Source organism: Chloroflexus islandicus (assembly GCF_001650695.1).
GTDB lineage: Bacteria > Chloroflexota > Chloroflexia > Chloroflexales > Chloroflexaceae > Chloroflexus > Chloroflexus islandicus.
On sequence record NZ_LWQS01000058.1, the window covers coordinates 23,921 to 50,570 of the forward strand.

23 protein-coding genes are annotated in these 26,650 nt (G+C 61.4%); 14 read left to right on the top strand and 9 right to left on the bottom strand.

Annotation, left to right across the window (positions count from 1 at the left end):
• Nucleotide 1 precedes the first annotated feature (1 nt).
• Nucleotides 2–817, top strand: a complete 816-nt coding sequence (locus A6A03_RS11250) for a class I SAM-dependent methyltransferase (protein WP_066788022.1) — start codon at nt 2–4, stop codon at nt 815–817.
• Nucleotides 795–1,118 carry a hypothetical protein gene (locus tag A6A03_RS11255; protein ID WP_066788025.1) on the top strand — a complete coding sequence of 108 codons (324 nt, stop codon included), beginning with the start codon at nt 795–797 and terminating at the stop codon, nt 1,116–1,118. Before A6A03_RS11250 ends, A6A03_RS11255 begins: the two co-directional genes overlap by 23 nt.
• Here A6A03_RS11255 and A6A03_RS11260 read toward each other — a convergent pair.
• Nucleotides 1,109–2,044 (bottom strand): 1-phosphofructokinase family hexose kinase, encoded by a 936-nt coding sequence (locus tag A6A03_RS11260; protein ID WP_066788027.1) that lies wholly within the window; start codon nt 2,042–2,044, stop codon nt 1,109–1,111. The two genes, A6A03_RS11255 and A6A03_RS11260, sit on opposite strands and share 10 nt — an antisense overlap.
• A gap of 913 nt (nt 2,045–2,957) precedes the next feature.
• Nucleotides 2,958–4,736, bottom strand: a complete 1,779-nt coding sequence (locus A6A03_RS11265) for a SulP family inorganic anion transporter (protein WP_066788029.1) — start codon at nt 4,734–4,736, stop codon at nt 2,958–2,960.
• 315 nt (nt 4,737–5,051) lie between these two features.
• Between A6A03_RS11265 and A6A03_RS11270 the strand changes: the two genes are divergently transcribed.
• Entirely contained in the window at nt 5,052–5,375 is a 324-nt protein-coding gene (locus A6A03_RS11270) for an ArsR/SmtB family transcription factor (RefSeq protein WP_066788031.1), read from the top strand.
• Nucleotides 5,376–5,743: 368 nt separating this feature from the next.
• Here the strand turns inward: A6A03_RS11270 and A6A03_RS11275 are convergent, their stop codons facing one another.
• Complete coding sequence (locus A6A03_RS11275) at nt 5,744–6,997, bottom strand: acyl-CoA dehydrogenase family protein (protein ID WP_066788033.1); 1,254 nt, start codon at nt 6,995–6,997, stop codon at nt 5,744–5,746.
• A 277-nt stretch (nt 6,998–7,274) separates the two neighbouring features.
• Between A6A03_RS11275 and A6A03_RS11280 the strand changes: the two genes are divergently transcribed.
• Nucleotides 7,275–8,462 carry an iron-containing alcohol dehydrogenase gene (locus tag A6A03_RS11280; protein ID WP_066788035.1) on the top strand — a complete coding sequence of 396 codons (1,188 nt, stop codon included), beginning with the start codon at nt 7,275–7,277 and terminating at the stop codon, nt 8,460–8,462.
• A gap of 67 nt (nt 8,463–8,529) precedes the next feature.
• On the opposite strand, the gene A6A03_RS11285 is transcribed toward A6A03_RS11280, so the two are convergent.
• The 3 genes from A6A03_RS11285 to A6A03_RS11295 are packed head-to-tail and all read right to left on the bottom strand — an operon-like array spanning nt 8,530 to nt 10,067.
• Nucleotides 8,530–8,931, bottom strand: a complete 402-nt coding sequence (locus A6A03_RS11285) for an anti-sigma regulatory factor (protein WP_066788037.1) — start codon at nt 8,929–8,931, stop codon at nt 8,530–8,532.
• Entirely contained in the window at nt 8,918–9,304 is a 387-nt protein-coding gene (locus A6A03_RS11290; RefSeq protein ID WP_066788039.1) for an STAS domain-containing protein, read from the bottom strand. The genes A6A03_RS11285 and A6A03_RS11290 overlap by 14 nt, the downstream gene beginning before the upstream one ends.
• 49 nt (nt 9,305–9,353) lie before the next feature.
• Nucleotides 9,354–10,067 (bottom strand): diacylglycerol/polyprenol kinase family protein, encoded by a 714-nt coding sequence (locus A6A03_RS11295; protein WP_066788041.1) that lies wholly within the window; start codon nt 10,065–10,067, stop codon nt 9,354–9,356.
• A 411-nt stretch (nt 10,068–10,478) separates the two neighbouring features.
• On the opposite strand from A6A03_RS11295, the gene A6A03_RS11300 reads away from it, so the two are divergent.
• Nucleotides 10,479–11,753, top strand: coding sequence for an alkaline phosphatase family protein (locus tag A6A03_RS11300; protein ID WP_066788044.1), 1,275 nt, complete (start codon nt 10,479–10,481; stop codon nt 11,751–11,753).
• 59 nt (nt 11,754–11,812) lie between these two features.
• Entirely contained in the window at nt 11,813–13,411 is a 1,599-nt protein-coding gene (locus A6A03_RS11305; RefSeq protein ID WP_066788046.1) for a hypothetical protein, read from the top strand.
• Here the strand turns inward: A6A03_RS11305 and A6A03_RS11310 are convergent.
• The gene (locus A6A03_RS11310) at nt 13,359–14,630 is read right to left on the bottom strand and encodes an MFS transporter (protein ID WP_066788049.1); all 1,272 of its coding nucleotides are present in this window, start codon (nt 14,628–14,630) and stop codon (nt 13,359–13,361) included. The genes A6A03_RS11305 and A6A03_RS11310 overlap by 53 nt on opposite strands.
• Nucleotides 14,631–14,635: 5 nt before the next feature.
• Nucleotides 14,636–15,100, bottom strand: coding sequence for a MarR family winged helix-turn-helix transcriptional regulator (locus A6A03_RS11315; protein WP_066788053.1), 465 nt, complete (start codon nt 15,098–15,100; stop codon nt 14,636–14,638).
• A 502-nt stretch (nt 15,101–15,602) separates the two neighbouring features.
• On the opposite strand from A6A03_RS11315, the gene A6A03_RS11320 reads away from it, so the two are divergent.
• The 4 genes from A6A03_RS11320 (at nt 15,603) to A6A03_RS11335 (ending at nt 20,914) form a co-directional block, all read left to right on the top strand.
• Entirely contained in the window at nt 15,603–16,922 is a 1,320-nt protein-coding gene (locus A6A03_RS11320; RefSeq protein WP_066788056.1) for an ABC transporter substrate-binding protein, read from the top strand.
• Nucleotides 16,923–18,051: 1,129 nt separating this feature from the next.
• Entirely contained in the window at nt 18,052–18,993 is a 942-nt protein-coding gene (locus A6A03_RS11325) for a carbohydrate ABC transporter permease (protein WP_066788059.1), read from the top strand.
• Nucleotides 18,994–19,006: 13 nt separating this feature from the next.
• Nucleotides 19,007–19,846, top strand: a complete 840-nt coding sequence (locus tag A6A03_RS11330) for a carbohydrate ABC transporter permease (protein ID WP_066788062.1) — start codon at nt 19,007–19,009, stop codon at nt 19,844–19,846.
• 15 nt (nt 19,847–19,861) lie between these two features.
• On the top strand, nt 19,862–20,914 hold the full coding sequence (locus A6A03_RS11335; RefSeq protein WP_066788065.1) for a UDP-glucose--hexose-1-phosphate uridylyltransferase: 1,053 nt from the start codon (nt 19,862–19,864) through the stop codon (nt 20,912–20,914).
• Between the two features lie 12 nt (nt 20,915–20,926).
• Here A6A03_RS11335 and A6A03_RS11340 read toward each other — a convergent pair whose 3' ends face one another.
• Nucleotides 20,927–22,006 carry a sterol carrier protein domain-containing protein gene (locus A6A03_RS11340; protein ID WP_066788068.1) on the bottom strand — a complete coding sequence of 360 codons (1,080 nt, stop codon included), beginning with the start codon at nt 22,004–22,006 and terminating at the stop codon, nt 20,927–20,929.
• A gap of 248 nt (nt 22,007–22,254) precedes the next feature.
• Between A6A03_RS11340 and A6A03_RS11345 the strand changes: the two genes are divergently transcribed.
• The 4 genes from A6A03_RS11345 (at nt 22,255) to surE (ending at nt 26,563) form a co-directional block, all read left to right on the top strand.
• A complete protein-coding gene (locus A6A03_RS11345) occupies nt 22,255–23,013 on the top strand; it encodes an RNA polymerase sigma factor (protein ID WP_066788071.1) in 759 nt (252 codons plus the stop codon).
• Between the two features lie 411 nt (nt 23,014–23,424).
• A complete protein-coding gene (locus tag A6A03_RS11350) occupies nt 23,425–23,808 on the top strand; it encodes a zf-HC2 domain-containing protein (RefSeq protein ID WP_066788074.1) in 384 nt (127 codons plus the stop codon).
• A gap of 291 nt (nt 23,809–24,099) precedes the next feature.
• Complete coding sequence (locus tag A6A03_RS11355; RefSeq protein ID WP_066788077.1) at nt 24,100–25,359, top strand: vWA domain-containing protein; 1,260 nt, start codon at nt 24,100–24,102, stop codon at nt 25,357–25,359.
• Between the two features lie 445 nt (nt 25,360–25,804).
• On the top strand, nt 25,805–26,563 hold the full coding sequence (gene surE, locus A6A03_RS11360) for a 5'/3'-nucleotidase SurE (RefSeq protein ID WP_066788080.1): 759 nt from the start codon (nt 25,805–25,807) through the stop codon (nt 26,561–26,563).
• Nucleotides 26,564–26,650: the final 87 nt, after the last annotated feature.

The following is a 26,650-nucleotide window of genomic DNA, read 5'->3' on the forward strand; positions in this document are numbered from 1 at the left end:
TATGGCCGAGCAGGCGTCGCGTGAGTGGTGGGAAGAGCTGCTGCAAGTCTATGAGTTTGCCCACTATCGCCAGTATGCCGATGAGTTGACCCGCCGCGAAGTCGATTTTTTGATCGATGCGCTCGGCTTGCAAGGGGTCGAGTCGATTCTCGATGTGGCCTGCGGCGGTGGTCGCCATAGCTTGGCATTGGCGGCGCGCGGGTGGACGGTCACCGGCCTTGATGCTGCTGCGCCGGTGATCGACCATGCCCGCGCCGCTGCTGCCGAACGTGGCTTGAACGTGGAGTTTGTCACCGGTGATATGCGGGATTTGCCGTACCGCGAGCGGTTTGATGTGGTGCTGCTCATGAATAGCAGCCTCGGCTTTTTCGACGATGCCACCAACCAAGCGGTGCTCAACGGCATTGCCCGCGCGCTCGTGTACGGCGGCAAGCTGGTGGTGCAGTGCCTGAACCCGTACCAGATTAGCCGTTATCTGCGCGATTTTCGCAGTGGTTGGTATCCGATCGGCAGTGGCTTCGTGTTGCGTGAGGCGCGGTTTGATCCGCGGCGCGCGACGCTCGAAATCGATTATCGCTATGTTGATGCCAGTCGCGGGATTGATGTCACCCATCCCGGCGACCAGATCCGGCTCTATGGCTTCCCTGAATTGACGGCAATGCTGCGCGCCGCTGGTCTCCGTCCCCTGAGCGTTTTTGGCGATGCGGCTTTGCCGCCGGTGCCCTTTGCGGAAGAGAGTGTCTGGCAGGTGGTGATCGCAACTCGCGACCGGCCGGTGATGAGGGAGGCAGAGGATGCAGATCACGCTGATCGGTGAATTTGAAGCGGCTTACCATCCTGAGGCGACGCCGGCGTTGATATTGCACCATCTGATTCGTGGTTACGATGCGGTTGTGCTGAATGCTGACGAAGTGGCAGTGTTGCGCGAATTGCTCGGCGCGGTGCAGAAGCGGATTCGCGAACTCGGCGGCTACCGGTTGATCCTTGGCGCTGGCGGCGATCTTACCTTCTATACGGCCACCGGCCAGCGGAGCGCCTATCTCACAGCTGATCAGATGCGCCAGTTGGCGCGTTTGATCGGCGCAACTCCGCCGCAACCGGCTGAGGTTCACCAATAACTGATGGCAACGTGGTCAAGCAGCGCTTGGGCGGTTGCGCGATCAACCGCTCCCGGCGCCAATGTTTGCGCGTCGGCAGCAGCGCATGCCGTTGCAATCCGCAGTGCAGCGGCGAGGTTGTGACCGTTGCTGAAGGCGTTTGCTAACCCGGCGAAAAATGTGTCGCCGCAGCCGATCGGGTTGCGAACCGGTATCTGCGGCGGGGTCGCGATCACGCGGTCGTGATCGTCAATCCCTACCGCTCCGTATGCGCCGAGCGTGACCACCACCACCTCGATGCCGCGCTGATGCAATTTGAGCACTGCGTGTTGCGCGTCGGCCACACTGGTGATACTCATTTCGAGCAATGCCCCTAGTTCTTCCCCATTCACCTTCACCACCGCCGGTTTCACTTCCACTGCCGCCTTTAGTGCCGCGCCGCTAGTGTCAACCATCACCCGGCGACCTTGCTGGTGGAGCGTTGCAATCAGTTCAGCTAATGCGCTTGGCGGCGGCCCCGGCGGCAAGCTGCCGCAGATCAGATACCACTCGGCAGCAATGTCTAAGACCCGGCCGGTGAACGCGCTCCATTCCCGGTCGCTCAGGTGTGGCCCGACTTCATTCAAAACTGTTACCTCACCCGTCGCCGGATCGACGATCAACGTGCAGACTCGTGTCTCGCCGGCGATCGCGACCGTATGGATGTATACCCCTTCTTGCGCGGCGAGCCACGCCACTTGCTGGCCGGTGAGACCGCCGAGCGGTGTACAGACCACGGCGGGCGTTCCGATCGCCTTGGCGGCACGGGCCACATTCAAGCCTTTGCCGCCGGCGGCCACCCGCGTTTCGGCAACCCGCCGGACGGCGCCGAGCCGCAGCTCTGGCGCGATTAAGATCCGATCCAGCGCCGGGTTGGGGGTGATGACGCAGAGGGTTGGTTGCGGCATGCGTTCCTCATGTCTAGTTGTGAAACGTCCCCTCTTACGCCATTCCTGCCGGTGGCGGGATTGCTGGCTTCTGCTCCTTCAACAAGAGGAGCAGCAAAAGGGAATCTGATATGAGTATACTAAATCATGGCGCATAGTTCCGCTACCCTTCCGCCCTAGCCCGGCCCTTCAGGGCCGGGTGCCGGATCATGTGTGCTGTTCGCCCTTGAACCTGCGTCAGTGGGAGCGGGGCATAGTTGGATTCCACCTCCCCGGTTGTCATTGCGAGCCGCCAACGGCGGCGAAGCAATCTCCCGCGAGTACGCGAGCGGAACCTTTCCGCCGAAGGGGGATCTGGCTGCGGGTGTTGTGCGCCCGCTGGGGATGAGGCCCCCACCCCCAACCCCTCCCCCGCTGGGGGAGGGGAAGCGACACCTGTCAGGGCGGCTGTTCCGCTGAAGCAGGAGATTGCTTCGGGTGCTGACGCACCCTCGCAATGACAAAAGATCGGCAGCGCCACCTCCCCGGTTGTCATTGCGAGCCGCCAACGGCGGCGAAGCAATCTCCCGCTCCCCGGTTGTCATTGCGAGCGGAGCGCAGCGCAGCGAAGCAATCCCCCGCGAGTACGCGAGCGGAACCTTTCCGCCGAAGGGGGAGCTGGCGGCGGGTGTTGCGCGCCCGCTGGGGATGAGGCCCCCATCACCAACCCTTCCCTCGCTGGGGGAGGGGAGGGCCAGCAGCCCGCGCAGCGGGCTTCGTAAGGATAGCCCGGCCCTTCAGGGCCGGGTTCCAATCAGGTGTTCTGTCTGTCCTCTCCCGCGCCAGTGGGAGCGGGGCTGGGGGTGAGGGCGAAACGGCGCATAACGTCCTCTGGACGTAGGGCTACTGTCTGTCCTTCAACCTTCAGGGATCGTTCTGTTCGTCGAATGGGTGCTTATCCGGCTTGAGTTGACGACTCAGAACCCGGCGCCGGCTGATTCGCTAACTGCCCGCTCAGCCGCGCTCGCGCCATCTGCCACACTTGGCAACTCTCGCTGTGGGCATGGCAGCGCGGGCAACCGGCGACCAGCCGCTTTTCGTGCAACTCAACAATCGCGTCCGCCGAGCTCCAATAGATGTTGCGCGCGCCAACCAGTTCAAACAAGCCGGTGCGCCGGAACATATCGAGCACATTGGGTTGGAGCGCAGTGAAGATGACCTCGCCGCCGCGGGCATGGTGTTCTGCGACGATCTGGTGCAGCGCCTGAATCCCCATCGCGTCAACCAGCGGCACACCGCGCATACTAATGATTATCGTGTGATAATCGCCGGCAGTCTCAAATGCTTCCAGCACCGTTGTCACGCTGCCGAAAAAGACCGGCCCAGTCAAGTAGTAGACGTGGATACTGGGACAGGTGGCGGTGATCGGCATTCCCTGCATCTGCTGCGGATTGACAGGAGCGCTGGTGACCACGGTGCTGGCAGCCGACTGGCGCAGGTAGATCACCGCCGAAATGGCAATCCCGATCAAGATGGCTTGGGTCAGATCGAGCGCAGCCGTCGCCAGCATCGTGATGAAAAAGCCGGCGAGCGCATGGCGCAGGCGGGCATTGGCGAAAAAGTGAATACTCTCCCACTCGTTCATCCGCCACGCCGTCACCAACAACACGCCACCCAACGCGGCGAGCGGCACATAGCGGATGATCGGCCCCAACGCCAGCGCACTCAACAGCAACAGCAAAGCGTGGACAATACTGGTCAGCCGGGTCACCGCGCCGCTCTTAATCGCCACGCTGGTGCGGGCGATGGCAGCAGTGGCCGGTACGCCGCCGAAGAAGGGAATCAGCAGATTGCCAATCCCTTGCGCCACCAGCTCTTGATTGCTGTCGAATGGCTTGCCGCTCATCGTTGAACCGACGGCGCCGCAGAGCAGACTCTCGATCGCGCCGAGTGCGGCAATCGAGACGGCTGGCGTTAACAGATCGCTGAAGTGTGCCCACGGTATTTGCTCCCACGTCAAACGATGATCGAGCAAGATGGTGCGTGGAATGTCACCGATGATCGGCACATTCCACCCTAACCCAACGCTCATGACAGTGGCGACGATAATCCCAACCAGCGAAGCAGGAATGGTCTTGTTGAAGCGCGGCAATACTAGCATCACTGCAATAACGGTGCCGGCGATCAGCACGGTGTGCCAATCAGGCAGCAACGGCTGGGTAAAATAGTGCAGCAGCTTTTCCAGCGCATTGCCGGCCTTAGGAGTTTGAATACCAAGCACATTATCAAGCTGGCCGATCGCGATGATCAGCGCGATCCCGCTGGTAAAGCCGGCAATGACCGGTGAAGGGATAAACGAGATGTAGCGTCCCAGCCGGGCAAGGCCAAGCGCGATCAGCATCACGCCGGCCAGCAGGGTGGCGATCCAGACCCCTTCGATCCCGTAACGCGCCGAAATCGCGATCAAGATCGCCGACATCGCGCCGGTCGGCCCGCTAATCTGGTAGGCCGCGCCACCGAGGCCGCCGATGATCAGGCCGGCCAAAATAGCGGTGACGAGGCCAGCCGGAGCATCAGCGCCGGACGCAACTCCGAACGCAAGAGCGAGCGGCAGCGCCACCGCGCCGGTCGTTAAGCCGGCCAGCACATCGGCACGCAGTTTAGCGCCTGAATAGCCGGCGAATTCGCGTTGCCAGACGGAGATCAACGGGACTCGATTGAGTAGGTTGTGCATGATGATGCCTTAATCAAAATATGATAATACTTGCATATTTTCATATTTGCGAAGTATAGCACTGTTGGCGAGGGCTGTCAACGGGATAGCCGGGCATATAGCGTGGGTGAGGCAGGCAATGCCATGAATCGCTCAAGCTGCCCGCAGCGATACTTTGGCGCGCGGGCATAGCCACCTTGCCAGTCAACCATCTCGATACGCATCCAATTACGGGCAAACTGGTCAGTGCGCTCGCTCGGATCTATACCTATCTTGACGGTTGCTCGCTTTTATGTTACAAGTATCTAAATATTAGAGTATTTAAAGAGGTATCCTATGCCGCTGCACCGCTTCAAAGCCGAGTTCTTCAAGGCCCTTGGCCATCCCACCCGGCTCGCCATTCTCGATCAACTGCGCGCCGGCGAGCGGAGCGTGCAGGAGTTGCAGCAGGCGCTGGCGATCGAGCAATCGAACGTGTCGCAGCAGCTCGCTGTGCTGCGCAATAAGAATATCGTCGATTCGCGCAAAGAGGGAACCGTCGTCTACTATCGAGTGCGTGATCCGATGATCTTTCAGTTGCTCGACGTGGCCCGGCAAATTTTCAATAACCACCTGATCGACACCCAAGAGATGCTGGCCACCCTCACCGAAGAGTCGTAACTTGCAATGACCGGTGGGGGGGTGGCGCGACCCTCTCCCGCTCCCCCGTTGTCCTTGCGAGCCGCGCTCCGCGCGGCGAAGCAATCCCCCGCAAGCACGGAAACAACCCGCTCAGGCGCCCTTCCCTGTCCCCCCTCCCCCAGCGGGGGAGGGCTGGGGTGGGGGTCATTTTGCGTTCGCTCTCGCCAAAGCAGGAGATTGCTTCGGGCGCTGCGCGCCCTCGCAATGACAATCGGGCACGCCTCCTCGCAATGACCATTGGGCACGCTCGCTCAAATATGGAGTGCGGCAGTTTGACTGCCGCACTCCACACCGCAATGCTGGATGTAATGCACGGTGCGGGAACGTCCGTGCCGCTCACAAGCGCATTACCCCTCACCCTCCCACACGTCTGGATCGTACGCCGGCAATTCGCAGCGCAGGTTGGGATACTTGCGATACCCCATCACGAAATCGGCCTGCAACAGCTCTTGCAGCTCGCGGGTGCCTTCGTAGATGATTGCACCGCGTGCATTGCGTAGATACCGCTCCACCGGATACTCGTCGGCGTAGCCATACGCGCCGTGGATCTGGATAGCGTCGTCGGCGGCTTCAAAGCTGCTCACAGTGGCATGCCATTTGGCCAGCGTCGTCTCGCGGGTGTTGCGCAGGCCCTTGTTTTTCATCCAGCCGGCCCGGTACACCAGCAGCCGCGAGGTGTCGAGTTTGCGCACCATGTGGCTAATCATGCGCTTCACGAGCTGGTGTTCGCCGATTGGCACACCAAAGGTCTGCCGTTCGCGGGCATAGCGGATGCTGGCTTCGAGGCTGGCTTGGATCAGGCCGGTGGCGCCGGCAGCTACCGTGTAGCGACCGTTGTCGAGCGCAGCCATCGCGATCTTGAAGCCTTCACCCTCTTCACCAAGCCGGTGCGAGAGGGGCACCCGCACGTCTTGGAAGACGACGCCGCCGGTGTTGCCGGCGCGCACGCCGAGTTTGCCGTGGATCGGGTAGCTGCTCACGCCGGGCATGGTACGCTCGACGATGAACGCGGTGATGCCGCGCGGCCCGGCTGCCGGGTCGGTCTTGGCAAAGACGAGGAAGTTATCGGCTAAATCAGCCAGACTGATCCAGATCTTCTCGCCGTTGAGAATGTAAGCGTCGCCGTCGCGGCGTGCAGTGGCTTGCATCGCGGCGGCATCGGTGCCGCTGTTCGGCTCGGTGAGGCAGTAGGCGGCCAGTTTTTCGCCACGGGCCTGCGGCGCGAGGAAACGTTGCTTCTGCTCTTCGGTGCCCCATTGCAACAGCGAGAGCGAGTTGAGGCCAGTATGCACGCTCATCACCACGCGCAGAAAGCTATCGACCCGCTCCAACTCTTCACACACCACTGCCAAAGCGAGATAATCCATCCCGGCCCCGCCGTATCGTTGCGGAATGCAGATGCCGAGCAGTCCCAATTCTCCCATTCGTTTGAGCACCGGGCGCAGATGCGGGCGATCTTCTGGCCCTTCAGCTTTTGCGCCGCTGCGATCCCATTCGCGGATATGCGGCGCCACCTCGCGCTCGGCGAAGTTGCGCACCGTCTGGCGCAGCATGTCGTGTTCAGGGCCGAGAAACATGTCGTAGTTTGCCGTCAAATCCATTGCGATACTCCTTTGTATCGGGCCGAGCGGGCCAGCCGCGCTCGCCGCTACACGAATGCTTTGATTATACCGTGAGTGGCGACGATGCGCGCCAAGCGGGACAGCGCAGCAGATAGTGTTTCATTTGTGCGTTTTTGCGTCTTTTGACGGCAATTCTTCTTAATCACCGTCAGGACACATTTTGACGCAATGCGCACATTGTATTACACTTCACAGCAATCACGCCGTGTTACTGTCCCACATGTTCGCAATCTACTCGCCAGAAAGGAGAGGGCGTATGATGCCGCCACGAGAGTTTATCATGCCTGCGCAGATGGTGATCGGTTCGGGCGCCGTTGAGCAGACCGGCGCGCAGTGCGCCAAACGGGGATGGAAAAAGGCGCTGATTGTCACCGATCAGATTATGCAGAAGATCGGCGTTGTTGGGCAGGTTGAGCAGAATCTGGCCAATCATGGGATTGCCAGCGTCGTGTATGCCGGCGTCAATACCGAGCCGGTGGTGGAGTATGTGCAAGAGGCGTTAGCGGCGTATCACGAGGGTGGGTGTGATTTTGTCTTGTCGGTGGGTGGCGGCAGCCCGATCGACACTGCTAAGGCGGTGGCGGTGCTGGTGACGAACCCCGGCTCGATTGAGCAGTATAAGGGGATCGGCAAGATCGCTAATCCCGGTGTGCCATTGGTCGCCATTCCGACCACTGCCGGCACTGGCAGCGAAGCAACGATTTACACGGTGATTACTGATCAAAAAACCGATGTCAAAATGCTGATCGGCAGCCCGTACCTGATGCCGACGATTGCAATTGTCGATCCCATGTTGACCGTTTCGTCGCCGCCGAGCGTGACGGCGGCCACCGGCGTTGATGCGCTGGTGCATGCCATCGAAGCCTACGTGTCAGTCAAGCGGCAACCGATGACCGATGTGCTGTGCTTGTCGGCGATCGAGCTGATTTCGAGCAATATCCGCCAAGCGTGGTCAAACGGCAACAATATCGAGGCGCGCGAGAAGATGATGTTAGGCGCGACGCAGGCCGGTATCGCTTTTAGCAATTCATCGGTGGCACTGGTGCATGGTATGTCGCGCCCGATTGGCGCCTATTTCCATATTGCCCATGGCGTCTCGAACGCCGCCTTGTTGGCAGTGGTGACAGAATTCAGTCTGGTGGGTGATCCGAAGCGTTATGCTGATGTGGCGCGCGCGATGGGTGAACCGATCGAGGGTCTGTCGATGATGGAAGCCGCTGATCGGGCAGTCGTGGCGATCCGGCGGTTGGTGCGCGATATCAAGATCCCGTCGTTGCGTCAATTGGGTGTCGAGCGCGAGCGGTTGATGGAGCTAGCGCCAGCTATGGCGGATGCGGCGATCGATAGCGGCAGCCCGGCCAATAATCCGCGCAAGCCGACCAAACAAGAGATTATCGAATTGTACGCCAAAGCCTACGACGAAGGCGACCGGATGGCTGGGTAACAAACCGGCGGGTACAGCGTAGGGGCACATGGAGGGGCACAGCGTCGCTGTGCCCCTCCATGTGCCCCTACGTGCGCCACTTGCGGCAAACAATCGTCGTCCCAACGCCCTCTTTCGACTTAATATCGAATTCATCCATCAACCGCTTGGCGCCGGGCAACCCCATCCCCATGCCGCGCGAGGTGCTATAGCCATCTTGCATCACCAGATCGATATTCGGGATGCCGGGCCCCTGATCCTCGCAGATAATCTCGATCCCCTTGCGCGACCCCTTCTCGATATCGCGTACCGTCACGTTGCCGGTGCCTGCATAAAGAAAGATATTGCGGGCCAGCTCGCTCACGGCAGTGGCGATGCGCGCCTGATCGATTGGCCCAAAGCCAAGCGCTTTGGCCATATCGCGAGCCATGGTGCGCGCGATGACGATATCAAGGTCGCTTCGAATGACAGCAGTCTTACTCTGCGCCATCGTCGCTCTCCTCGCTGGTCATTCGCTGCATCATAGCCAACCCCTTTTCGAGGTTGAGCGCCGTGAGCACGCGCGGTAATTCAAGCCCTAGCTCAACCAAGGTAATCGCAACTGCCGGCTGCAAACCGGTGAGCACCACCCGCGCCCCCATCAGGCCGGCCATCGCCGCGATGTCGGCGATGAGACGCCCGATGAAGCTATCGACGACATCGAGCGCCGTCAGATCGATAATCACGCCGCGAGCGCGCGTGTCATGGATCTTTTGCAAGAGATCGTCTTTGAATTGTACTGCGGAGGCATCATGGAGAGCCACCTGAATCGAGGCGATCAGGATGTCTCCAATTTTCAAGATTGGGATGCGAAGATTATCCAAGACGCGCTCCTCATCTCATTCCAGCGAGTGTTATCTTCTCGCCCTCATATTATCGCATAATTGCGAGCACTCCGGCAACGACTGCACCGGCCAGCAATGGTACACTTAGATTATCGGTGCCGTGTGGGGAGACCCCTTCGGCCACCGTCGCAACTAATGCCGCGACCACGCTCGCCGCCAGCGCCGCCCCTGCCCCGATCGGCGCGCTCTGCGGGCTGAGCGCCGACCCCGGCACCAGCAACAGGGTGAGGAACATTGCGATCGCACTCGCCGCAAACATTGCGGCTGAGCCTTCAAACGAGCGCCTTCCGCGCCCGACTTGGTAGTGATGGCGGCCCCAGCGCTTGCCGATAATGGCGGCGAGCGCGTCGCCCCACGTCATGGCCATCGTGCCGGCGGCAGCAATATATCCACGATCGTCTGGTGAATTGGTGCGCCAGAAGATCAGAAACAAGATCGTGATTGACAAAGCAAAATAGACCGTTCCCGGTGTGCTGTCAGGTGCGTCAACCGCTGCAAGCAGCCGGAAACGGTAAAAAATAAAGTTGAGCACGATAAAGGTGGCAAACGGGATAATGCCGATCGTCCAGTTCTCAAACAGGGCTAGTACGCCAAATACCCACATCCCGGCGCCAATGTGGACGAACTTGCGGGTGAAATCTTGCGGATAGCCGCGCCAACGGCGGATCACTTCAGCAATGATGAGGAGGCCAAAGGCGTACCCGAACGAGACAAGCAGGCCGATCAGATCGCGTGTACTCATAGTGGCGCCGATGCTATCGATGGCGAAACTTGCCTCTTATTCTATACCGTAGGCGGGCAAATCGTCAATTGATCAATCATGGTATATCGTGTGAATGTTTAATGACAATCTTCAGTGCGAGCATACTATGCCTGTTTACGCACCAAGCGGCAGGCAAGTAGCGAGCCAGTTGCTGGAATGCGGTGGTTGTCACGCTCCATCCCTCCACTACGAGCTTACGGCAAGCGCTGTTGCGTCCTCTTTTGCCCCCTGACGGCGATGCTGGGTGGCATACCCGCAGCACTCGCAGTATACTAACGTTGCATCCATATCCAAGAACGTGCAAGCAGATGGGGCGACGTAACGTTGCTATAAGGCGAAGTGAGATGGCGAGACGCTGGATTGTCATCTCTCGGTGCAAAGGAGCATCGTATGCTGGTTGCCGAATCGACTGCCGTTGTGACTGCGGCAGTACAGGCGGAAGATCACGTCCGTCCGCTTTACGATACTTACGGATTTGCCCGCATTCCGGCGACGATCGAGCGGCTGTTGGCCGGCGCTCAGGTTGATGGGTTGCCGGCTGCGGCACTGGCCGGCTTGCCGGAACATCCGCAGACGGTCGTGCTCGTGTTGCTCGATTCGTTTGGCTGGCAGTTTTTCAGCCAGTTCGTTGATCAGGCGCCGTTTCTACGCCGGTTTCTGCATGAAGGCCGGATTAGCCAGCTCACCAGCGCCTTCCCTTCGACCACCGCCGTCCATGTGACGTTGTTGCATACTGGTCTGGCTGCCGATCAGAGCGGCATTTACGAGTGGCATATCTTTGACCCTGACTTGCAAGCGGTGATTGGTTCATTGCTCTTTTCACCGGTGTTTGAAGTGAAAGCGGATGGCTTGATGGCGTATGGGGTCGATCCGGCGCTAGTCTATCCGCCCGAACGGTTCTACCATCGCTTGCGTGCAGCCGGCGTAGCGAGTGCCGTCTTGCTACCGGCGCCCTTGGCCCATTCAGTCTACACGCGCACGTTGTGCAGCGGCGCGCTAGTGACGCCATTTCAAAACCTTGCTGATGCAGCGGCCCGTTTACACTATTTGCTCGAACGCCAGCGCGGGCCGGCGTTCTATCTCGTGTACGTTGATTCAATTGATGCGAAGATGCATGAGCATGGGCCAACAGCGGATGCGGTGATGGCTGAAATCCAAACCGTGCTTGATCAGCTCGAACAACATCTGTTGCCGGCATTGCGCGTTGCGCCGCAGCCGGCCCTGCTCTTGCTGACTGCCGATCACGGCCATATCGCCGTTGATCCGCAGCAGGCGATCGTCTTAAACCGGCTCTGGCCCGATCTCGAACGTTATCTGCGCCGTGGCGGCGATCGCCAGCCGCTGCCGCCGTCAGGTTCGCCGCGCGTTGCCATCCTTCATGTGCAGCCGGGAGCAGTGGCTGACGTGCAAGCGCAGCTCCAGCAACGGCTGGCCGGGAAGGCAACGGTCATGCCGACTGCCGAACTGCTGGCTGCCGGCTATTTTGGCCCCCAACCCAGCGAACGATTACGCGCGCGGTTGGGTGAACTGACCATTTTGCCTGCACCCGGCGAGGCAATGATCTGGGATCACCCGCGGGCCAAGCCGTTCAAGCAACGCGGTTTGCACGGCGGTTTGACACCGGTGGAAATGCTGACCGAATTAGCGGCGTTGGCGGTGTCATAGCTACTTGCGCCGTGTGATAAGATAACGAGAGATGCTTGCTTTGCAGCGGAGGCTTTGCTGTGTCTGAGACCGAATCTTCACCGCCACCATCGCCGGCCCCCCGCTTCAACCGCGATACGTTGCTCTTAATTGGCGCGCTGGCATTATTGGCGCTTGGCGTCGCCTTGACCTTTATCTTTTCACCCGGCACGAATGATGTAGCGAACCCGGTGCCAACGGCGACCAGCGAACGCCCGCCGACGCAGGTTGGGCCATACCCGGTGCAAACATCGCCAGCGCCGGCTGGCGGGGTGGCAACGGTCGGGCCTGCCTACCCCGCTACGCAGCCGACCGTTGATCTGGCCCAAACCCAAACCAGCGTGGTGCTCGAACTGACTGCGCTCGCCGCTACGGTGCAGGCGGAAACGACCTTGACCGCCACTGCCGCCACGGCAGCGCCGGCCTATCCGGTGCCAGAAGGGACGCCGCCGTCTCAGCCGACGGTTGCGCCAACTGCAACGGTGCCGCCGCCTCCCACGTCCCCGCCGCCAACGATTGCCGTGCCGCGCCCAACTTCGCCGCCGCCTCCCACGCCAACCACGTCCGATCTCGTGATTGACGATAGTCCGACCGTGCCGCCGCCGCCAACCGCGACGCCATTACCGACGGCGACTCCCGCGCCTACTCCCATCCCGGCGCTGGTGTTGCGGGGCAGCACGCGCTGGGCTACCGGGCAGAGTCCGATTGTCCTCAACCGCGATGTGCAAATTCCGCCCGGCAGTGAGTTGATTATCGAGCCGGGGGTCGAAGTGCGGTTGGCGCCGGGGGTATCGATCTATGTTGATGGTGGCCGGATGATTGCGCTGGGCCAGCCCAACCAGCCGGTGCGCTTTGTGGGGGCGACCGGCGCGCGCTGGAGCGGGATTTTTGGCCGACCCGGCGGCTTTATCGCGCTTGAACATACCGAGATTCGGGGTGGCGGTCTGGGTGGGACGGTGTTGGTAAGCGAAGAGGGCGGTCTCGTCGTGCGGTTTAGCCGGATTACCGATAACGGCGGCGGCGTGTTAGTGGTTGATTCGCGGCTCGAAATGACGTACAGCGAGATTGCCGGGAATGATGTGCCATTTGGCGCTGCCCTCGATGCGGCCTACAGCCGTGGCAATTTCGTTACCCTCACCGGCAACCGGATTGGCGGCAATGTGCTGAGCGCTGGCGCGCCGATGGTGCGGTTGGCCAATCAAAATGCCCGCGATACCCTTAATCTGGCGATTGAAGGAAATCTCTTCCGCGGCGGTAGCGCTAATTTGCAACTGACGACCAATGGCACGTTACAGGGCACGATCGTTTGCAATGCGCTGATCGGCGACAATCTTGGCCTGAGTTTGCGCAGCGAGACGGTGCAAGTGAACCCTGAAGGCACGTTCCCCATGCCGTTGCGCGTCGAGCAAAACTTCATCGAGGGCCATACGCCGGTGATCCGGCCAACCTACCTCACCTTTGGCATTGGCCGCGGCGCGGCCAGCGAGATCGCGCTCGATATGCGCAATAATTGGTGGGGGCATGCTTCGGGGCCGTATGAGCCTGACGCCAACCCGCAAGGCATTGGCGAAGCGGTTGGCAGCAATATCACGTTTGCCCCGTGGTTGACGGCGCCGCCGGCGTGTGCTCCTTCCCGGTAGGAGCGCGCCGCTCGACCAGCACCACTAATACCCAACCGATCACCGCACTCCCGGCGACGACCAACGGTACGTTGCCGGTGAGTTCGGCAATGGTGCCGGCCAGCATACCACCCAATGGACTCAGACCCATCAGCATCAGGGTAAACACGCTCATCACCCGCCCGCGCAGCTCATCGGGCACGATCAGTTGAATGAGCGTATTGGTCAATGCCATCGTGGTCACACCGGCCCAGCCGCATAACCCGATCAACACGAGTGCGAGCGGCACGTTGCGCGCTTGGGTGAAGGCGATCAGCAGCGGGGCATAGAGCAGCGCCGCTGCGGTTAGCAGCTTATCGCGGGGTGCATCATCGCGTAATTGGGCCAGTATCAATGCTGCTACCAGCGACCCCAACCCGCTCGCCGCCGACAGCCAGCCGAGGCCGGCAGCGCCGATGTGCAGAATATCGCGGGCAAAGACCGGCAACAGCGGCAGATGCACGAAGCAAAAGAAACTCACCGCACCGGCGCGGAACAATAGCGCCCGCACGTTTGGTTCGGTCATAATATAACGCAAACCGGCTTGCAGCATTCCGCCGCGGCGCGGGCCAGCCGGAGCTTGGGAGTCGAGGCGCATGAGCAGCAAACTAGCCAACACCGCCCCAAAACTCAACGCATTAAACAGGAACGCCGGCCCCTCGCCAATCCATGCCACGACCATACCGGCCACGGCTGGCCCCATCGTGCGCGCGCCGTTAAAGATTGACGAATTGAGCGCAATCGCATTCAGCAAATCCTCGCGCCCGACCATCTCGACCGTAAACGCCTGCCGGGCCGGCGCATCAAAGGCATTCACCACCCCCAACAGCAACGCCAAGATGAGCACATGGCCAATCTGCACCATTCCGCTGAGGGTGAGTGCAGCAAGGATTGCCGCCAACGCCATCGCGGTTGATTGGGTGATGAGTAAAATCCGTCGTTTAGGGAAGCGGTCGGCAATGGTGCCGGCAAAGAGGGAAAACAACAGCACTGGCAGCGAATTGGCTGCCGCCACCAAGCCGAGCAGAAATGGCGAGTCAGATAGCCGCAACACCAGCCAGCCTTGCGCCACACTCTGCATCCACGTGCCGGTCAGCGAAATCAGTTGCCCGCTGAAAAAGAGGCGGTAGTTGCGATGGCGCAGAGCGCGGAACATCGCCGGCCAATGGTCAGAGTCGGCAAGAACATGGCTTGTGCGCATAGACGTTACTCGGTGTCTTCACGATCGCGATGAGTCTGGAGTGCTTCATACAGATGTTGCATCGCGTCGTGGAAGGCGGTTAACTCTTCGGGGGAAAGGTAACTCAAACGTTGTTCCACCAGCCGCCGGTGGCGCGGGCGCAATTCCTCAATCAGCGCCTTGCCGGCAGGCGTCAACTGCACCAGTGTCACCCGCCGGTCACGCGGGTCGGTAGCGCGCTGCACCAAGCCGCGCCGCTCAAGCCGGTCAACCAGCCGGGTGAGGTTGGAATTATCAGCCAGCATCTCGTTGCAGATATAGCTCAGCGGTACCCCCTCTTCGGTAGCGTAGAAGAGGATCGCATACTGCGGCGTTGAGAGATCGTAAGGCCGGAACTCATCACGATTGAGCTCCTGAAAGCGGCGATGCAGCTTCAGGAAGAGACGATAGGCTTCGATCTGGGGTGAATCGGTGGTGCTAATTTCAGGCATACGCTTATCCTAGACTTGTCAACTATTGTATCAGAAGTATTGGATTTGGCAAGTAAGAATTGCGCCTGACCCCAAGCGTGTCGGTGTCAGGCGCAGCGGTTGCGGCGTGCTCACCAGTAGAATGCGAACAGCCAGACCATCAGCAGAAACGCGACCGCTCCGGTCAGAGTAATGGCGAAGAAGACGGGCTTGACCTCAGGATCGCCGCTCCACTCGGGCTGCATACCTCTCTCCTTTCCGGCGCTGAGCGCCGACACGGCCTTATGTGACACATTGTACCGCGTTTTGCGCAGATGTGTGACAAGACAAGCAGGTACGGCCCGTTGGGTTATGGCGGGATATACTTGCATAGTTCGCACAACAACCATATAATGCGTTCACCATGCATTGCACCCGTCACACGCAGCGCTGCATTCGCCGGCGGCACGCCCCGTTGATGATTGCCTGTGTGAACGGGTAGTGTGTGGCAAGGGATGTTCTGTTGAGAAAGGATCTAGCGAAGATGCTACGGAAACACACCCTGTCGTGGATTGCGCTGGTTGCATTGTTGGCAACGTTGCTCGCGGCTTGTGGCGGCGGGCAACCGGCTACTAGCGGCGGTAGCGGCGGTAGTGGCAGCAATGTGACCACTGGCGGCCAGCCGGTGACGATTCGCTGGCGCACCCGCCCCGGCGATGCCGCCGAGCAGCGTGTCTATGAAGAACTGAATGCTCTAGTCAACGAGAAGCTGAAGGATAAAGGGATTACCGCGGTCTACGATCCGGCGCCTAATCAGGGGTACTTCGAGAAGCTGAAGACCGAATTGGCTGCCGGCAATGCGCCCGATATCTTCTGGATCGGCGGTGTTGAGCTGGCCGATTTCGTCAATACCGGCCAGATTCTTGATCTCAAGCCGCTGATTGATGCCGACAGCAGCTTCCAGTTGAGCAAATTCTACCCCAATGTGATCGAGCAGTTGACGCGCGATGGCAAGATCTACGGTTTGCCGCGCGACATCTCGACCATGGTCGTCTACTTCAACGAAGACCTGTTCAAGGCGGCTGGTCTGAAGACTCCCAAGGAGCTAGCGGCTGAAGGCAATTGGAACTGGGACACCATGCTGGATGCGGCGCGCAAGCTGACCAATCCGGCTAACCAGCAGTATGGTCTCGGCTTCGGCAACTGGTGGGGGCCGGGTTGGGGCTATTTCATCAATGCCGCCGGCGGCAGCCCCTTCACCCCCGACCGGCGCGGCTGCGCCCTGAACACCCCAGAGGCGATTGCCGGCGCAACGATGGTGCGCACGCTCTACGACGAGAAGCTGCTGCCGGCTGGTGACGCCGACGGCGAGGCGCTCTTCAATGCCGGCAAGGTCGCCATGTACTTCAACGGTCGCTGGTTTACCCCCGGTGTCCGCACCAATGCTCAGTTCAACTGGGACGTGGCGGTGATGCCGGAGGGTAAGGTCAAGAGCACGTGGCTCTTCTGGGGGCCGTACCTTGTCAGCGCCAAGACGGCGAACTCGCAGGCGGCATGGGAGGTGCTGAAGGTGTTGACCAGCGCCGAGGCAACGGCGAAGGTGGCCGCGCTGGGCACCAACATCCCGCCGCGCAGCGATCAAGAGGCGGTAAATGCCTTCCTCGCTTCGACCCCGCCGGCCAACAATCAGGCTTTCCTCGACGGCATTCCCTACGCGGCGCTGGAAGCGCCGGTGTGGGACGGCAACTGGGCCGATTTCAGCGGTATTGTCCAGAGCCTTTGGGATCAGATGATCGCCGGCCAGATCACGCCTGAGCAGTTTGGCCAGCAGGCTTGCCAGCAGACGGCCAGCACCTTCAAGTAGAGGCCGGCGCGATGGGCGGAGCGGCGGGCGTGCGCCGCTTCGCCTGATCGGCTATACCCTTGTGCGGGGCGTGCTTTGTCATTGCGAGGGCGCAGAGCGCCCGCAGCAATCTCCCGCTTCGGCGAGAGCGAACGCACAATGGCCCCCACCCCCGCCCTCCCCCGCTGGGGGAGGGAGTCAGCGGGAAGGGTGCCGCTCCCGTGCTCGTGGGGGGATATGGCCCCCACCCCAGCCCTCCCCCGCTGGGGGAGGGGGGACAGGGCAGGATGCCGGAGCGGGTGGCTCCCGCGCTCGTGGGGGGATATGGCCCCTCCCCCAGCCCTCCCCCGCTGGGGGAGGGGGTAGAGGGCAGGATGCCTGAGCGGGTGGCTCCCGCGCTCGTGGGGGGATATGGCCCCCACCCCCGCCCTCCCCCGCTGGGGGAGGGGGTAGAGGGCAGGATGCCTGAGCGGGGTGCTCCCGTGGTCGGGGGGGATATGGCCCCCACCCCAGCCCTCCCCCGCTGGGGGAGGGGGTAGAGGGCAGGATGCCTGAGCGGGTGGCTCCCGTGGTTGGGGGGGATATGGCCCCCACCCCAGCCCTCCCCCGCTGGGGGAGGGGGTCAGCGGGAAGGGTGCCGCTCCCGCGCTCGTGGGGGGATATGGCCCCCACCCCAGCCCTCCCCCGCTGGGGGAGGGGGTCAGCGGGAAGGGTGCCGCTCCCGCGCTCGCGGGGGATTGCTTCGCCGCCGGTGGCGGCTCGCAATGACAGGAAGGGAGCGGGGGCGAGCCCGATTGTCATTGCGAGGAGGCGTGCTTTGTCATTGCGAGGGCGCAGAGCGCCCGCAGCAATCTCCCGCTTCGGCGAGAGCGAACGCACAATGGCCCCCACCCCAGCCCTCCCCCGCTGGGGGAGGGGGTCAGCGGGAAGGGTGCCGCTCCCGCGCTCGTGGGGGATTGCTTCGCCGTGCGGGGCAATGCGCTGCATTGCCCCGCACGGCGAAGCAATGACAACTGGGGGAGGGGGGCGTGACCTTCGCCTGCCCAGCGTAAAACGGTGCAAAAACGTATTCTCGTGTGATAGCTCGCCTTCGCCGTTTGTTGCCGCAGGCGGCGATGGCAGGCTCGTCACCATGTCCCGGAGGTACGCCATGGCCAACCAAGCGCCGGCCGCTCTGCCTGCACCAACCGCGCGCCGTCTGAGCGGGCGGCGTGTGCGGCAATGGATCGACGCTTTCGGCATGCTGTTGCCGACCATTTTAGGGGTTTTGATCTTCTTTTTGGTGCCGCTCGCTATCTCGTTTTACTTGAGCTTTACTGACGCGCGCCTGTTTGGTGATCCGAATCTGGTTGGCTTGAACAATTATCAGCGCGCGTTGTCTGACCCGACCTTCTATCGGGCGATGTGGAATACGGCAGCGTTTTCTTTGGTGACGCTGATTGTTTCCACGGTGCCGGCTTTGCTGCTGGCCGTGATTTTGAACGAGCGGATCGCTGGCCGCACTTTCTTCCGCGCCGTCTTCTTTATTCCGGTGGTGGCGTCAGTGGTCGGCGTGACCCTGCTCTGGCGCTATCTGCTCAACGTCGATTTTGGCTTCGTCAATTACGCCATTCGTCTGCTCGGCTTCGAGCCGATTCCGTGGCTGACGCGCCCGGAATGGGGGTTGGCCAGCGTGATTCTGGTCTTCTCGTGGAAGACGATTGGCTACAATATGGTGATCTTTCTGGCCGGCTTGCAAGGCGTGCCGCCGCAGCTCTACGAGGCGGCTAGTCTGGATGGGGCCAGCCGCTGGCAGCAGTTTCTCTATATCACGGTGCCGATGCTCTCGCCGACGACGTTCTTTGTGCTGGTGACAACGCTGATCAATTGTCTGCAAGTGTTCGATGTGCCGATTGCGCTCGGGTTGACCCGCTCGAATACGGTTGGGCCAGCCGATTCGATGTTGACCATCGTGCCGTTGCTCTGGCGCGAAGCTTTTATCGGCGGGCGGATGGGCTACGCTTCGGCGCTGGCATGGTTGCTGTTTGTGATTATTCTGCTGCTGACCTTCATCCAGTTCCGTATGTCGCGGCGGTGGGTGCATTACGAGTAAGCGAGGTGGGGTGATGGCAAGCTTGATCTTGCGCCGGCCATGGGAAAAGCTGCTGGCTTATGTGGTGCTGAGCATCACCGGCTTTGTCATGGTCTTTCCGTTTATCTATATGGTGCTCTCCTCGCTTAAGCCTTCGACCGAGGTGGTGCAGGTGCCGCCGACGCTGTGGCCGAGCGAGATTCGTTGGTCAAATTACGTAGAAGTGCTCAATATCGTGCCGCTCGGCACCCAATTGATTAATACCGTGATCGTGACCGCGCTGGTGGTGCTCGGCTGGGTGATTACGTCGGTGCTGGCCGGTTACGCCTTTGCCCGGCTCGAATTTCCCGGGCGCGAGTTTTGGTTTGGCGCGTACCTCGCCACGCTGATGGTGCCGTTTGCTGTGCTGATTGTGCCGATGTACCGCTTGATGCTGGTCTTTGGCTGGGTTGACCGGTTAGAGGCGCTGATTATTCCGTGGCTGTTTACCGCCTACGGCACCTTCTTGCTGCGCCAGTTCTTTATGAGTGTGCCGAAAGACTTAGAAGACGCGGCGCTGATCGATGGTGCGTCGCATTGGGGCATCCTCTTCCGTATCTTTTTACCGCTGGCCCGTCCGGCGATTGCGACGCTGGCGACGTTCGCCTTCCTTTATGCGTGGAATAGCTTCCTGTGGCCGTTGATCATCATCAGCAGTCCAGCGCGCAAGGTGGTGACGCAGGGCCTCGTCGATCTACAGGCGCTCTATGCAGCGCGCGTCGATCTGATTATGGCTGGCTCGACGCTGGCCATTTTGCCGACGCTGATCGTCTTTTTGTTCGCCCAACGCTACTTCATCGAAGGGATCGCCACTTCCGGTTTGGCCGGGCGATAAGCGGGGAGGATGCGCATGCGCCATCACGAACTTTTTAGCCGGCCCCATCGCCGGCTCAACCAGCTCACCGGCGAGTGGGTGCTGGTTTCGCCTCACCGCACGCAGCGCCCATGGCTGGGGCAGGTGGAAACGTTGCCACCCGCCGAGTTGCCGGCTTACGATCCGAACTGTTACCTCTGCCCCGGCAACACGCGGGCCAACGGGGCGCAGAACCCAGCTTACACCGAGACGTTTGTGTTTGAGAACGATTTTGCCGCGTTGCTGCCGGATATTCCGCTCGAGCGGGTCAGTATCCGCGCACCGGGTGTTGATGGCGAGATTGGCCCGGCGCTGTTGCACGCCGAAGCCGAGCGCGGCATCTGCCGGGTAGTCTGCTTCTCGCCGCGCCATGATCTGACGCTGGCCCAGATGTCACAGGCCGATGTGCGGCGGGTGGTTGAGGTTTGGGCCGAGCAGTACCGTGAATTGGGCGAAATCGACTGGGTGCAGTCGGTGTTGATCTTCGAGAACCGCGGCGCGATGATGGGGGCGTCGAATCCGCATCCGCACGGCCAGATCTGGGCCAATGAGCAATTGCCGAACGAGATGCGCAAAGAGCTGGCGACGCAGACGGCCTACTGGCACGAGCACAACCGCTGCTTGCTCTGCGACTATCTGGCGCTGGAGCTGGCCGCCGGCGAGCGGATCGTCTGCGCCAACGAGACGTGGGTGGCGCTGGCGCCATTTTGGGCGGTGTGGCCGTTCGAGACGCTAGTGCTGCCGCGCAGCCATACCGGCGCGCTGCCCGATCTTGATGAAGCCGGACGCGAGGGGTTGGCTGCCATCTTGCGCGAACTGACCGCGCGCTACGACCGGCTGTTTAACGTCACCTTCCCCTACAGCATGGGCTTCCACCAGCGTCCCACCGACGGCTTGGCACATGATGGCTGGCACCTGCATGCCCACTTCTACCCGCCGCTGCTGCGCTCGGCCACCGTGCGCAAGTTTATGGTCGGCTACGAAATGTTGGGCCAACCCCAGCGCGACCTGACCCCTGAACAGGCGGCGGAACGGTTGCGCGAAATCTAGCGGCGCTCGACCCTACCACGCCGCCGGAAAGAGCGCCTCTACCACCCCCACCTCATGGCTGGCGCAGCGCAGATCGCCGGTCGCGCGCAGATCGCTCGCGCTGCGCCGGCCCAGCAGCAACGCCGAGAGACCGCCGATCGTGATCTGCGCCACCTCAACATCGGCGATACCGGCCCCAGCGCTGATCTGCACCATCCCGGCGCGGCATTCAATCCGCGCCGATCCCCACTCGCCGCGCAAGCCAATGCTGCCTTCCCAACCGACGTAGCGTGAAGCGGCCAAGCGCGCAGCCAGCGCCGGCTGCTGAGAACGCAACGCAGCGAGCGGATCGATCGCAATCCAGACCGGCGTCACGGCTTCGTCCGGCGGCAAGCGCACGGTCACGCTTGCGCCTAATTCGAGCGCAGCCTGCGCCAGCGGGTGATCGGGCGTTAACCACAGCTCGCGCACGGTATTTGGCAACCGGCTGAGCAACGCGCGCGCCGCGCCGGTATCAACCGCACGGCCCTCGATCACCGATTCGCCGTACAGCATCGCATAGCCGGTGACATTCCCAAACCGATCGCGCGCCACCAGCGGCGGCTGCGCGGCGATCTGCCAGCGCCAATCGGCTTCGTAGCGCAACGGAATGACGCAACGGGGCGCGGGCGCGTGCTGATCGAGCGCCACCAAATCGGCCACGTCATCGAGGGTGGCCAGCGCCAACGAGCCATCACCGCCGCGCCACGCGACCCGGCTATCCAGCGTAGCCGGGATCATCCCCCACTGGCCGGCTACGCTCAGGGGCAATGGGCAACGCAACCATGCCATCCCGGCGGCGACGGCAATCTCGGCAGCCGCGGCGAGCAGCGCAGCCACGAGGTCAGGATGGTTACTGCCGGCCAATTCCACTTCGCCCACCTCAAACCGGGCGAGCTGGCGTTGCCAGCGTGTATGGGTGACGAGACCGATAGCCTGATCGCCGCTCTCGGTGGCAGCGATCAGGTGCAAATCAGGCCGGTAGCGCGGGTGGCGCTGCTGGTGGGCCAACACCGCTGGATCGATCAGAGCGGGGATCTCAGTGGATAGCGGGCTGATAGTTAGATGACTCATGGTTTATTCAGCAATTGTCTTGTCGCTAAACTATGCGATTGTCTCATTCGGGGCATCATTGGGCAACAACATCGCTACGATTTTTAAACCTTATTTGTCATCTCCTGCTCATCTTACATACTTCTCGATCGCGCCGTAACTTCCTACAATGCAGCGCAGAGGGACATACACCAAGCGATCGTGTCGCCGGTTGTTTCGGCCACCGAGGCGCGAAGCGGAGACGTTGAGCATACGAAGCGAGGAAATCGATGATTGCGCCTACCATGACCACCTTGAACTCACCGGCAACGTTGCATGCGTCAGTCGTGGGCGATGAAGCGGCGACCGGCCTTGCCACGATAGATGTGGAAGAATTAGCCCGTCGTTGCGCGATTGAGAGTGAGCGGTTTTACCGCGGCCAGTCGCACGACTCGCGCTACAGCTATGAGTTATTCCGGCGGGCGCTGGTTGAGCGTGATGAAACCGCGTGGAATTATCTCTTTCAACATTATAGCCCGTTGGTTGAGGGTTGGATCCGGCGCAGCGGCGCGTTTGTCAGCAGCGGCGAGAGCAGCGAATACTTTGTCGTGGGCGCGTTCGCGAAGTTTTGGCGCGCGGTAACGCCTGAACGCTTCGCCTCGTTCCCCAATCTGGCTTCGCTGTTGCAATACTTGCAACTGTGCGCGTCAAGCGTCGTGATCGACTCGGTGCGGGCGCAGTCGTGGGCCGAGATGATGCCGGAGGAGCGGATCAGCGAACAGCGCATGCCGCGCCTCTCGCCGGATGAAGAGGCGATGCAGCGGGTCGATCGGCAAGAGTTCTGGCGTTTCATTGACAGCCAATTGCACAACGAGAGCGAGCGGGTGGTGGTCTACGGTTCGTTCGTGCTCGGCCTGACGCCGCGCGCCATCTTCGAGCGCTACGCCTCCCTTTTCGAGAGCGTCTACGACGTGTACAACGTCAAACGCAACGTATTAAGCCGGCTGAGCCGCAATAACCACCTGCGGGCGCTGTTTGCGCAGGCGTGAACGTAAAGGCGCAAAGGGAGCAAAGGCGCAGAGGTTTTAAACGCAAAGGCGCAAAGGACGCAGAGGACGCAAAGGGTTTAAACGCAAAGGCGCAAAGGACGCAGAGATTTTAATGAAAAGGCGCGAGGGCGCGCAGTGGGCGTTCCCGATTGTCATTGCGAGGGCGCGCAGCGCCCGAAGCAATCTCCTGCTGAAGCGCGATCGATACGGTGACGCAAGGGCATGGATCACGAGTGCGACTGATTGACGCGGATCGAACAGCGGTGTTGAACCATACCTAGCACCTTCAGGGTCAATACTGAAAATCTTGTGTAAGCGGGAACGTGAAAAACGTTCCCGTTTGCGTTTCTTTCAACAGGAAACGCTTGCAGGTTCATCTGCTGAATTGGTTGCTCACGGAGGCGCGCCGGTATGGAAGAAGAACAATTGAGCGACGGCGCAACCCATCTTTCCGGCTCTGAGATTGTTGCTGCTGCCGATGGCGAAGCTGATGAAGCCATCGTTGACCATTTACGCCACTGTGAGCTGTGCCGCCAACGGGTAGCGGCGTTGCGCGCGATGCAACAGGCGTTGCGGCGCCGTCTCTACCGCGCTCTTTGCCCCTCGACCGAGCAGTTGGCTGACTATTGTCAAGGTCTTTTGTCTCCTGCCCAACAAGCGCTTCTTGCCCACCATATCGCCTCGTGCCCCTATTGCAGCGCCGAAGTTGACCTCATGCTGCAGCGCGATCCGTTGATCGACCGGCTGTTGCTCAGCGATCTGCTGAACCGGCGGGTGTTGCGGTATCTGCGGTGATCAGGCAGAGCCAGCAGTGCGCTGGTTGCGGCGCGCTGTGGGAGCCGCACAGCCGTGCGGCGCTACGGTTGATCCCCACAACTGTTGGTTGGAGCCGTACAGCCGTGCGGCTCTACGGTTGATCCCCACAACTGTTGGTTGGAGCCGCACAGCCGTGCGGCTCTACGGGGGTGCGATCTCTGGCGGGGTGCGGTACAATACAATTAATTGCAACCGCCGCCGCTATCGCATCGTCGCATACGTCGGGGCCGTTCGCCAACCGGGCGAGCCGGTTACGACGAGGAGTTGGCTATGGCAGGAGAAGTGAATCTGCGCGCCGCGCTGGCGCGTCCCTTTTTGGCGGCTACGACTACGCCGCAGGTGGCGTACATCTTGCTCGAAGCGCAGCCGGCGCCACAGATGACGCAAGTGCGGATGCCGGTCAACGTCTGCTTTGTGCTCGACCGCAGCGGTTCGATGAAGGGCGAGAAGATCGAACGGCTGCGGCAGGCGGTGGTGAAGGCGATCGAGCAACTCGACCAGCAAGACTCGATCGCGATCGTGATCTTCGATCACCGCACCGAAGTGATTGTGCCGGCGCAACCGGTGCGCAACCGGGCCGCCATTCTCGATCTCGTTCACCGCATCCGCGATGCCGGCGGCACCCGGATTGCGCCGGCAGTCGAGAAGGGGTTGCAAGAACTGCAAAAGATGCCTGCCGGCGTGCGCCGCCTGATCCTGCTCACCGACGGCCAAACCGAGCACGAGAAGGAATGTCTGCTGCGGGCCGAAGATGCGGGCCGGCTCGGCATTCCGATCACCGCGCTCGGCATCGGCAAAGACTGGAACGAAGACCTGCTGATCGAGATGGCGAATCGCTCGAAAGGCGTGGCCGACTACATCGCCCAACCGAGCGAAATCGTCAACTACTTCCAGCACACCGTCCAACGCGCCCAACAGACCGTCATTCAGAACAGCGTGCTCACCCTGCGCTTAGTGCAAGGCGTGACGCCGCGCGCCGTCTGGCAAGTGACGCCGCTGATCGACAACCTCGGCTACCAGCCGATCAGCGATCGGGCAGTGAGCGTCAATCTCGGCGAACTCGAAAGCTCACAGGCGCGCGCCTTGCTGATCGAGCTGCTGGTCGATCCGCGTCCGCTCGGCACCTACCGGATCGGGCAAGCCGAACTGAGCTACGACGCGCCGGCGTTGCGGCTGGCCGGCGAAAAGGCCAAGATCGACATTATGCTCACCTTCACCGCCGACCAATCCCAATTGCAGCAAGTGAATCCGGCGGTGATGAACATTGTCGAAAAGGTGAGCGCGTTTAAGCTCCAGACCCGCGCCTTGCAAGACCTTGCCGCCGGCGATGTGAGCGGCGCAACGCAGAAGCTGAAGAGCGCGGTGACGCGCCTGCTCAATCAGGGGGAAGTGGAGTTAGCGGCGACGATGCAGCAAGAGATTGCCAACCTCGAACAACAGGGCCAAATGTCAAGCGAGGGCCAAAAGACGATCAAGTTTCAGGGCCGCAAGACGGTGCGCTTGACTGATATTGAATTGCCGAAGGAGTGAGGAGAGTTATATTTACCGCAGAGAGCGCAGAGGACGCGGAGGGGAAGGGTGAGCGGTGACACAAAACCCTCTGCGCCCTCTGCGTGCTTGGCGCCTTTGCGTTTGAATCCTCTGCGTCTTTGCGTTCTTGGCGCATCGGGTGGAACCGCACGGCCGTGCGGCTCTACGGGTGATCTCCACAACCGTTGGGTGGAGCCGCACGGCCGTGCGGCGCTACGAATATCCCAAAACCCTTTGCGCCCTCTGCGTCCTTCGCGCCTTTGCGTTTACATCCTCTGCGCCTTTGCTCGCTTTGCGCCTTGGCGTTTGAACCCTTTGCGGCCAACGGACGCTTGCCTCATCACGGACAGTCTCGGTAGAATGGAGGGAGTTCGACCATGGCCAGTTGACCAACCGGCGCGTGGGCGCCGGCATACCGCAGGCATTTCACATAAGGACACCACGTATGTACATTCTTGTCACCAACGACGATGGCTACCAAAGTCCGGGGTTAGCGGCATTGCGCGCCGTGTTGAGCGAAATCGGCGAGGTGGCGGTGGTTGCCCCTGACCGCAACTGGAGCGCCGCCGGCCACTACCGCAAACTGTTCGACCCGCTGCGGGCGTGGGAAGGAACGCTGAGCGACGGTTCGCCGGCGCTGATCTGCGACGGCACGCCGGCAGATTGCGTGGCGCTCGCGGTGATGGGCCTGCTCGACCGCAAACCCGATCTGGTGGTATCGGGGATCAATCTGGGAGCTAATCTCGGCACCGACCTGCTCTACTCCGGCACCGTCGCTGCGGCGATGGAGGGCATCGTCTTCGGGATACCGGGGTTAGCGGTCTCGCAAGTGCGGCCCAAAGACGGCCAGTGGGACTTTCGGGCGGCGCAGGTAGCGGTGCGGCGGTTGGTGACGATCATTCGCGAGCGCGGTTTACCGCCGGAAGTGCTGCTCAATCTCAACATCCCGGTGGTCGCTCCCGGCGAGCTGCGCGGGATCAAAGCGGGCCGGCTGGGCCGCCGCGTCTACCGCGACGAGCTGGTCGTGCGCTACGACCCGCGCGGGCGGCCATACTACTGGATCGACGGGGCCGAGCCGGAAGACCACTGCGAAGAGGGCACCGACATCGCGGCGATCAGTGAAGGCTACGCCAGCTTGACGCCGGTGCAGATGGATTTGACCAGCCACCGCTGGCTGGAAGAGCTGCGCCGGTGGGAGTTGTGAGTGGTTTGGGCGGCGGGGTGGGGTAGGGGCACAGCGCCGCTGTGCCCCCCCCCCCCCCCCCCCCCCCGGCCCCCCCCCCCCCCCCCC

Excerpts from the sequence above, each read along its gene's own strand:
- A6A03_RS11285 (WP_066788037.1), bottom strand. The coding sequence starts at position 8,931 with ATGGCGCAGAGTAAGACTGCTGTCATTCGAAGCGACCTTGATATCGTC.
- A6A03_RS11315 (WP_066788053.1), bottom strand. The coding sequence starts at position 15,100 with ATGCCTGAAATTAGCACCACCGATTCACCCCAGATCGAAGCCTATCGT.
- A6A03_RS11260 (WP_066788027.1), bottom strand. The coding sequence starts at position 2,044 with ATGCCGCAACCAACCCTCTGCGTCATCACCCCCAACCCGGCGCTGGAT.
- A6A03_RS11355 (WP_066788077.1), top strand. The coding sequence starts at position 24,100 with ATGGCAGGAGAAGTGAATCTGCGCGCCGCGCTGGCGCGTCCCTTTTTG.
- A6A03_RS11345 (WP_066788071.1), top strand. The coding sequence starts at position 22,255 with ATGATTGCGCCTACCATGACCACCTTGAACTCACCGGCAACGTTGCAT.
- A6A03_RS11295 (WP_066788041.1), bottom strand. The coding sequence starts at position 10,067 with ATGAGTACACGCGATCTGATCGGCCTGCTTGTCTCGTTCGGGTACGCC.
- A6A03_RS11265 (WP_066788029.1), bottom strand. The coding sequence starts at position 4,736 with ATGCACAACCTACTCAATCGAGTCCCGTTGATCTCCGTCTGGCAACGC.
- A6A03_RS11270 (WP_066788031.1), top strand. The coding sequence starts at position 5,052 with ATGCCGCTGCACCGCTTCAAAGCCGAGTTCTTCAAGGCCCTTGGCCAT.
- A6A03_RS11350 (WP_066788074.1), top strand. The coding sequence starts at position 23,425 with ATGGAAGAAGAACAATTGAGCGACGGCGCAACCCATCTTTCCGGCTCT.
- A6A03_RS11250 (WP_066788022.1), top strand. The coding sequence starts at position 2 with ATGGCCGAGCAGGCGTCGCGTGAGTGGTGGGAAGAGCTGCTGCAAGTC.
- A6A03_RS11320 (WP_066788056.1), top strand. The coding sequence starts at position 15,603 with ATGCTACGGAAACACACCCTGTCGTGGATTGCGCTGGTTGCATTGTTG.
- A6A03_RS11330 (WP_066788062.1), top strand. The coding sequence starts at position 19,007 with ATGGCAAGCTTGATCTTGCGCCGGCCATGGGAAAAGCTGCTGGCTTAT.
- A6A03_RS11280 (WP_066788035.1), top strand. The coding sequence starts at position 7,275 with ATGATGCCGCCACGAGAGTTTATCATGCCTGCGCAGATGGTGATCGGT.
- A6A03_RS11255 (WP_066788025.1), top strand. The coding sequence starts at position 795 with ATGCAGATCACGCTGATCGGTGAATTTGAAGCGGCTTACCATCCTGAG.
- A6A03_RS11340 (WP_066788068.1), bottom strand. The coding sequence starts at position 22,006 with ATGAGTCATCTAACTATCAGCCCGCTATCCACTGAGATCCCCGCTCTG.
- A6A03_RS11325 (WP_066788059.1), top strand. The coding sequence starts at position 18,052 with ATGGCCAACCAAGCGCCGGCCGCTCTGCCTGCACCAACCGCGCGCCGT.
- A6A03_RS11275 (WP_066788033.1), bottom strand. The coding sequence starts at position 6,997 with ATGGATTTGACGGCAAACTACGACATGTTTCTCGGCCCTGAACACGAC.
- A6A03_RS11300 (WP_066788044.1), top strand. The coding sequence starts at position 10,479 with ATGCTGGTTGCCGAATCGACTGCCGTTGTGACTGCGGCAGTACAGGCG.
- A6A03_RS11310 (WP_066788049.1), bottom strand. The coding sequence starts at position 14,630 with ATGCGCACAAGCCATGTTCTTGCCGACTCTGACCATTGGCCGGCGATG.
- surE (WP_066788080.1), top strand. The coding sequence starts at position 25,805 with ATGTACATTCTTGTCACCAACGACGATGGCTACCAAAGTCCGGGGTTA.
- A6A03_RS11335 (WP_066788065.1), top strand. The coding sequence starts at position 19,862 with ATGCGCCATCACGAACTTTTTAGCCGGCCCCATCGCCGGCTCAACCAG.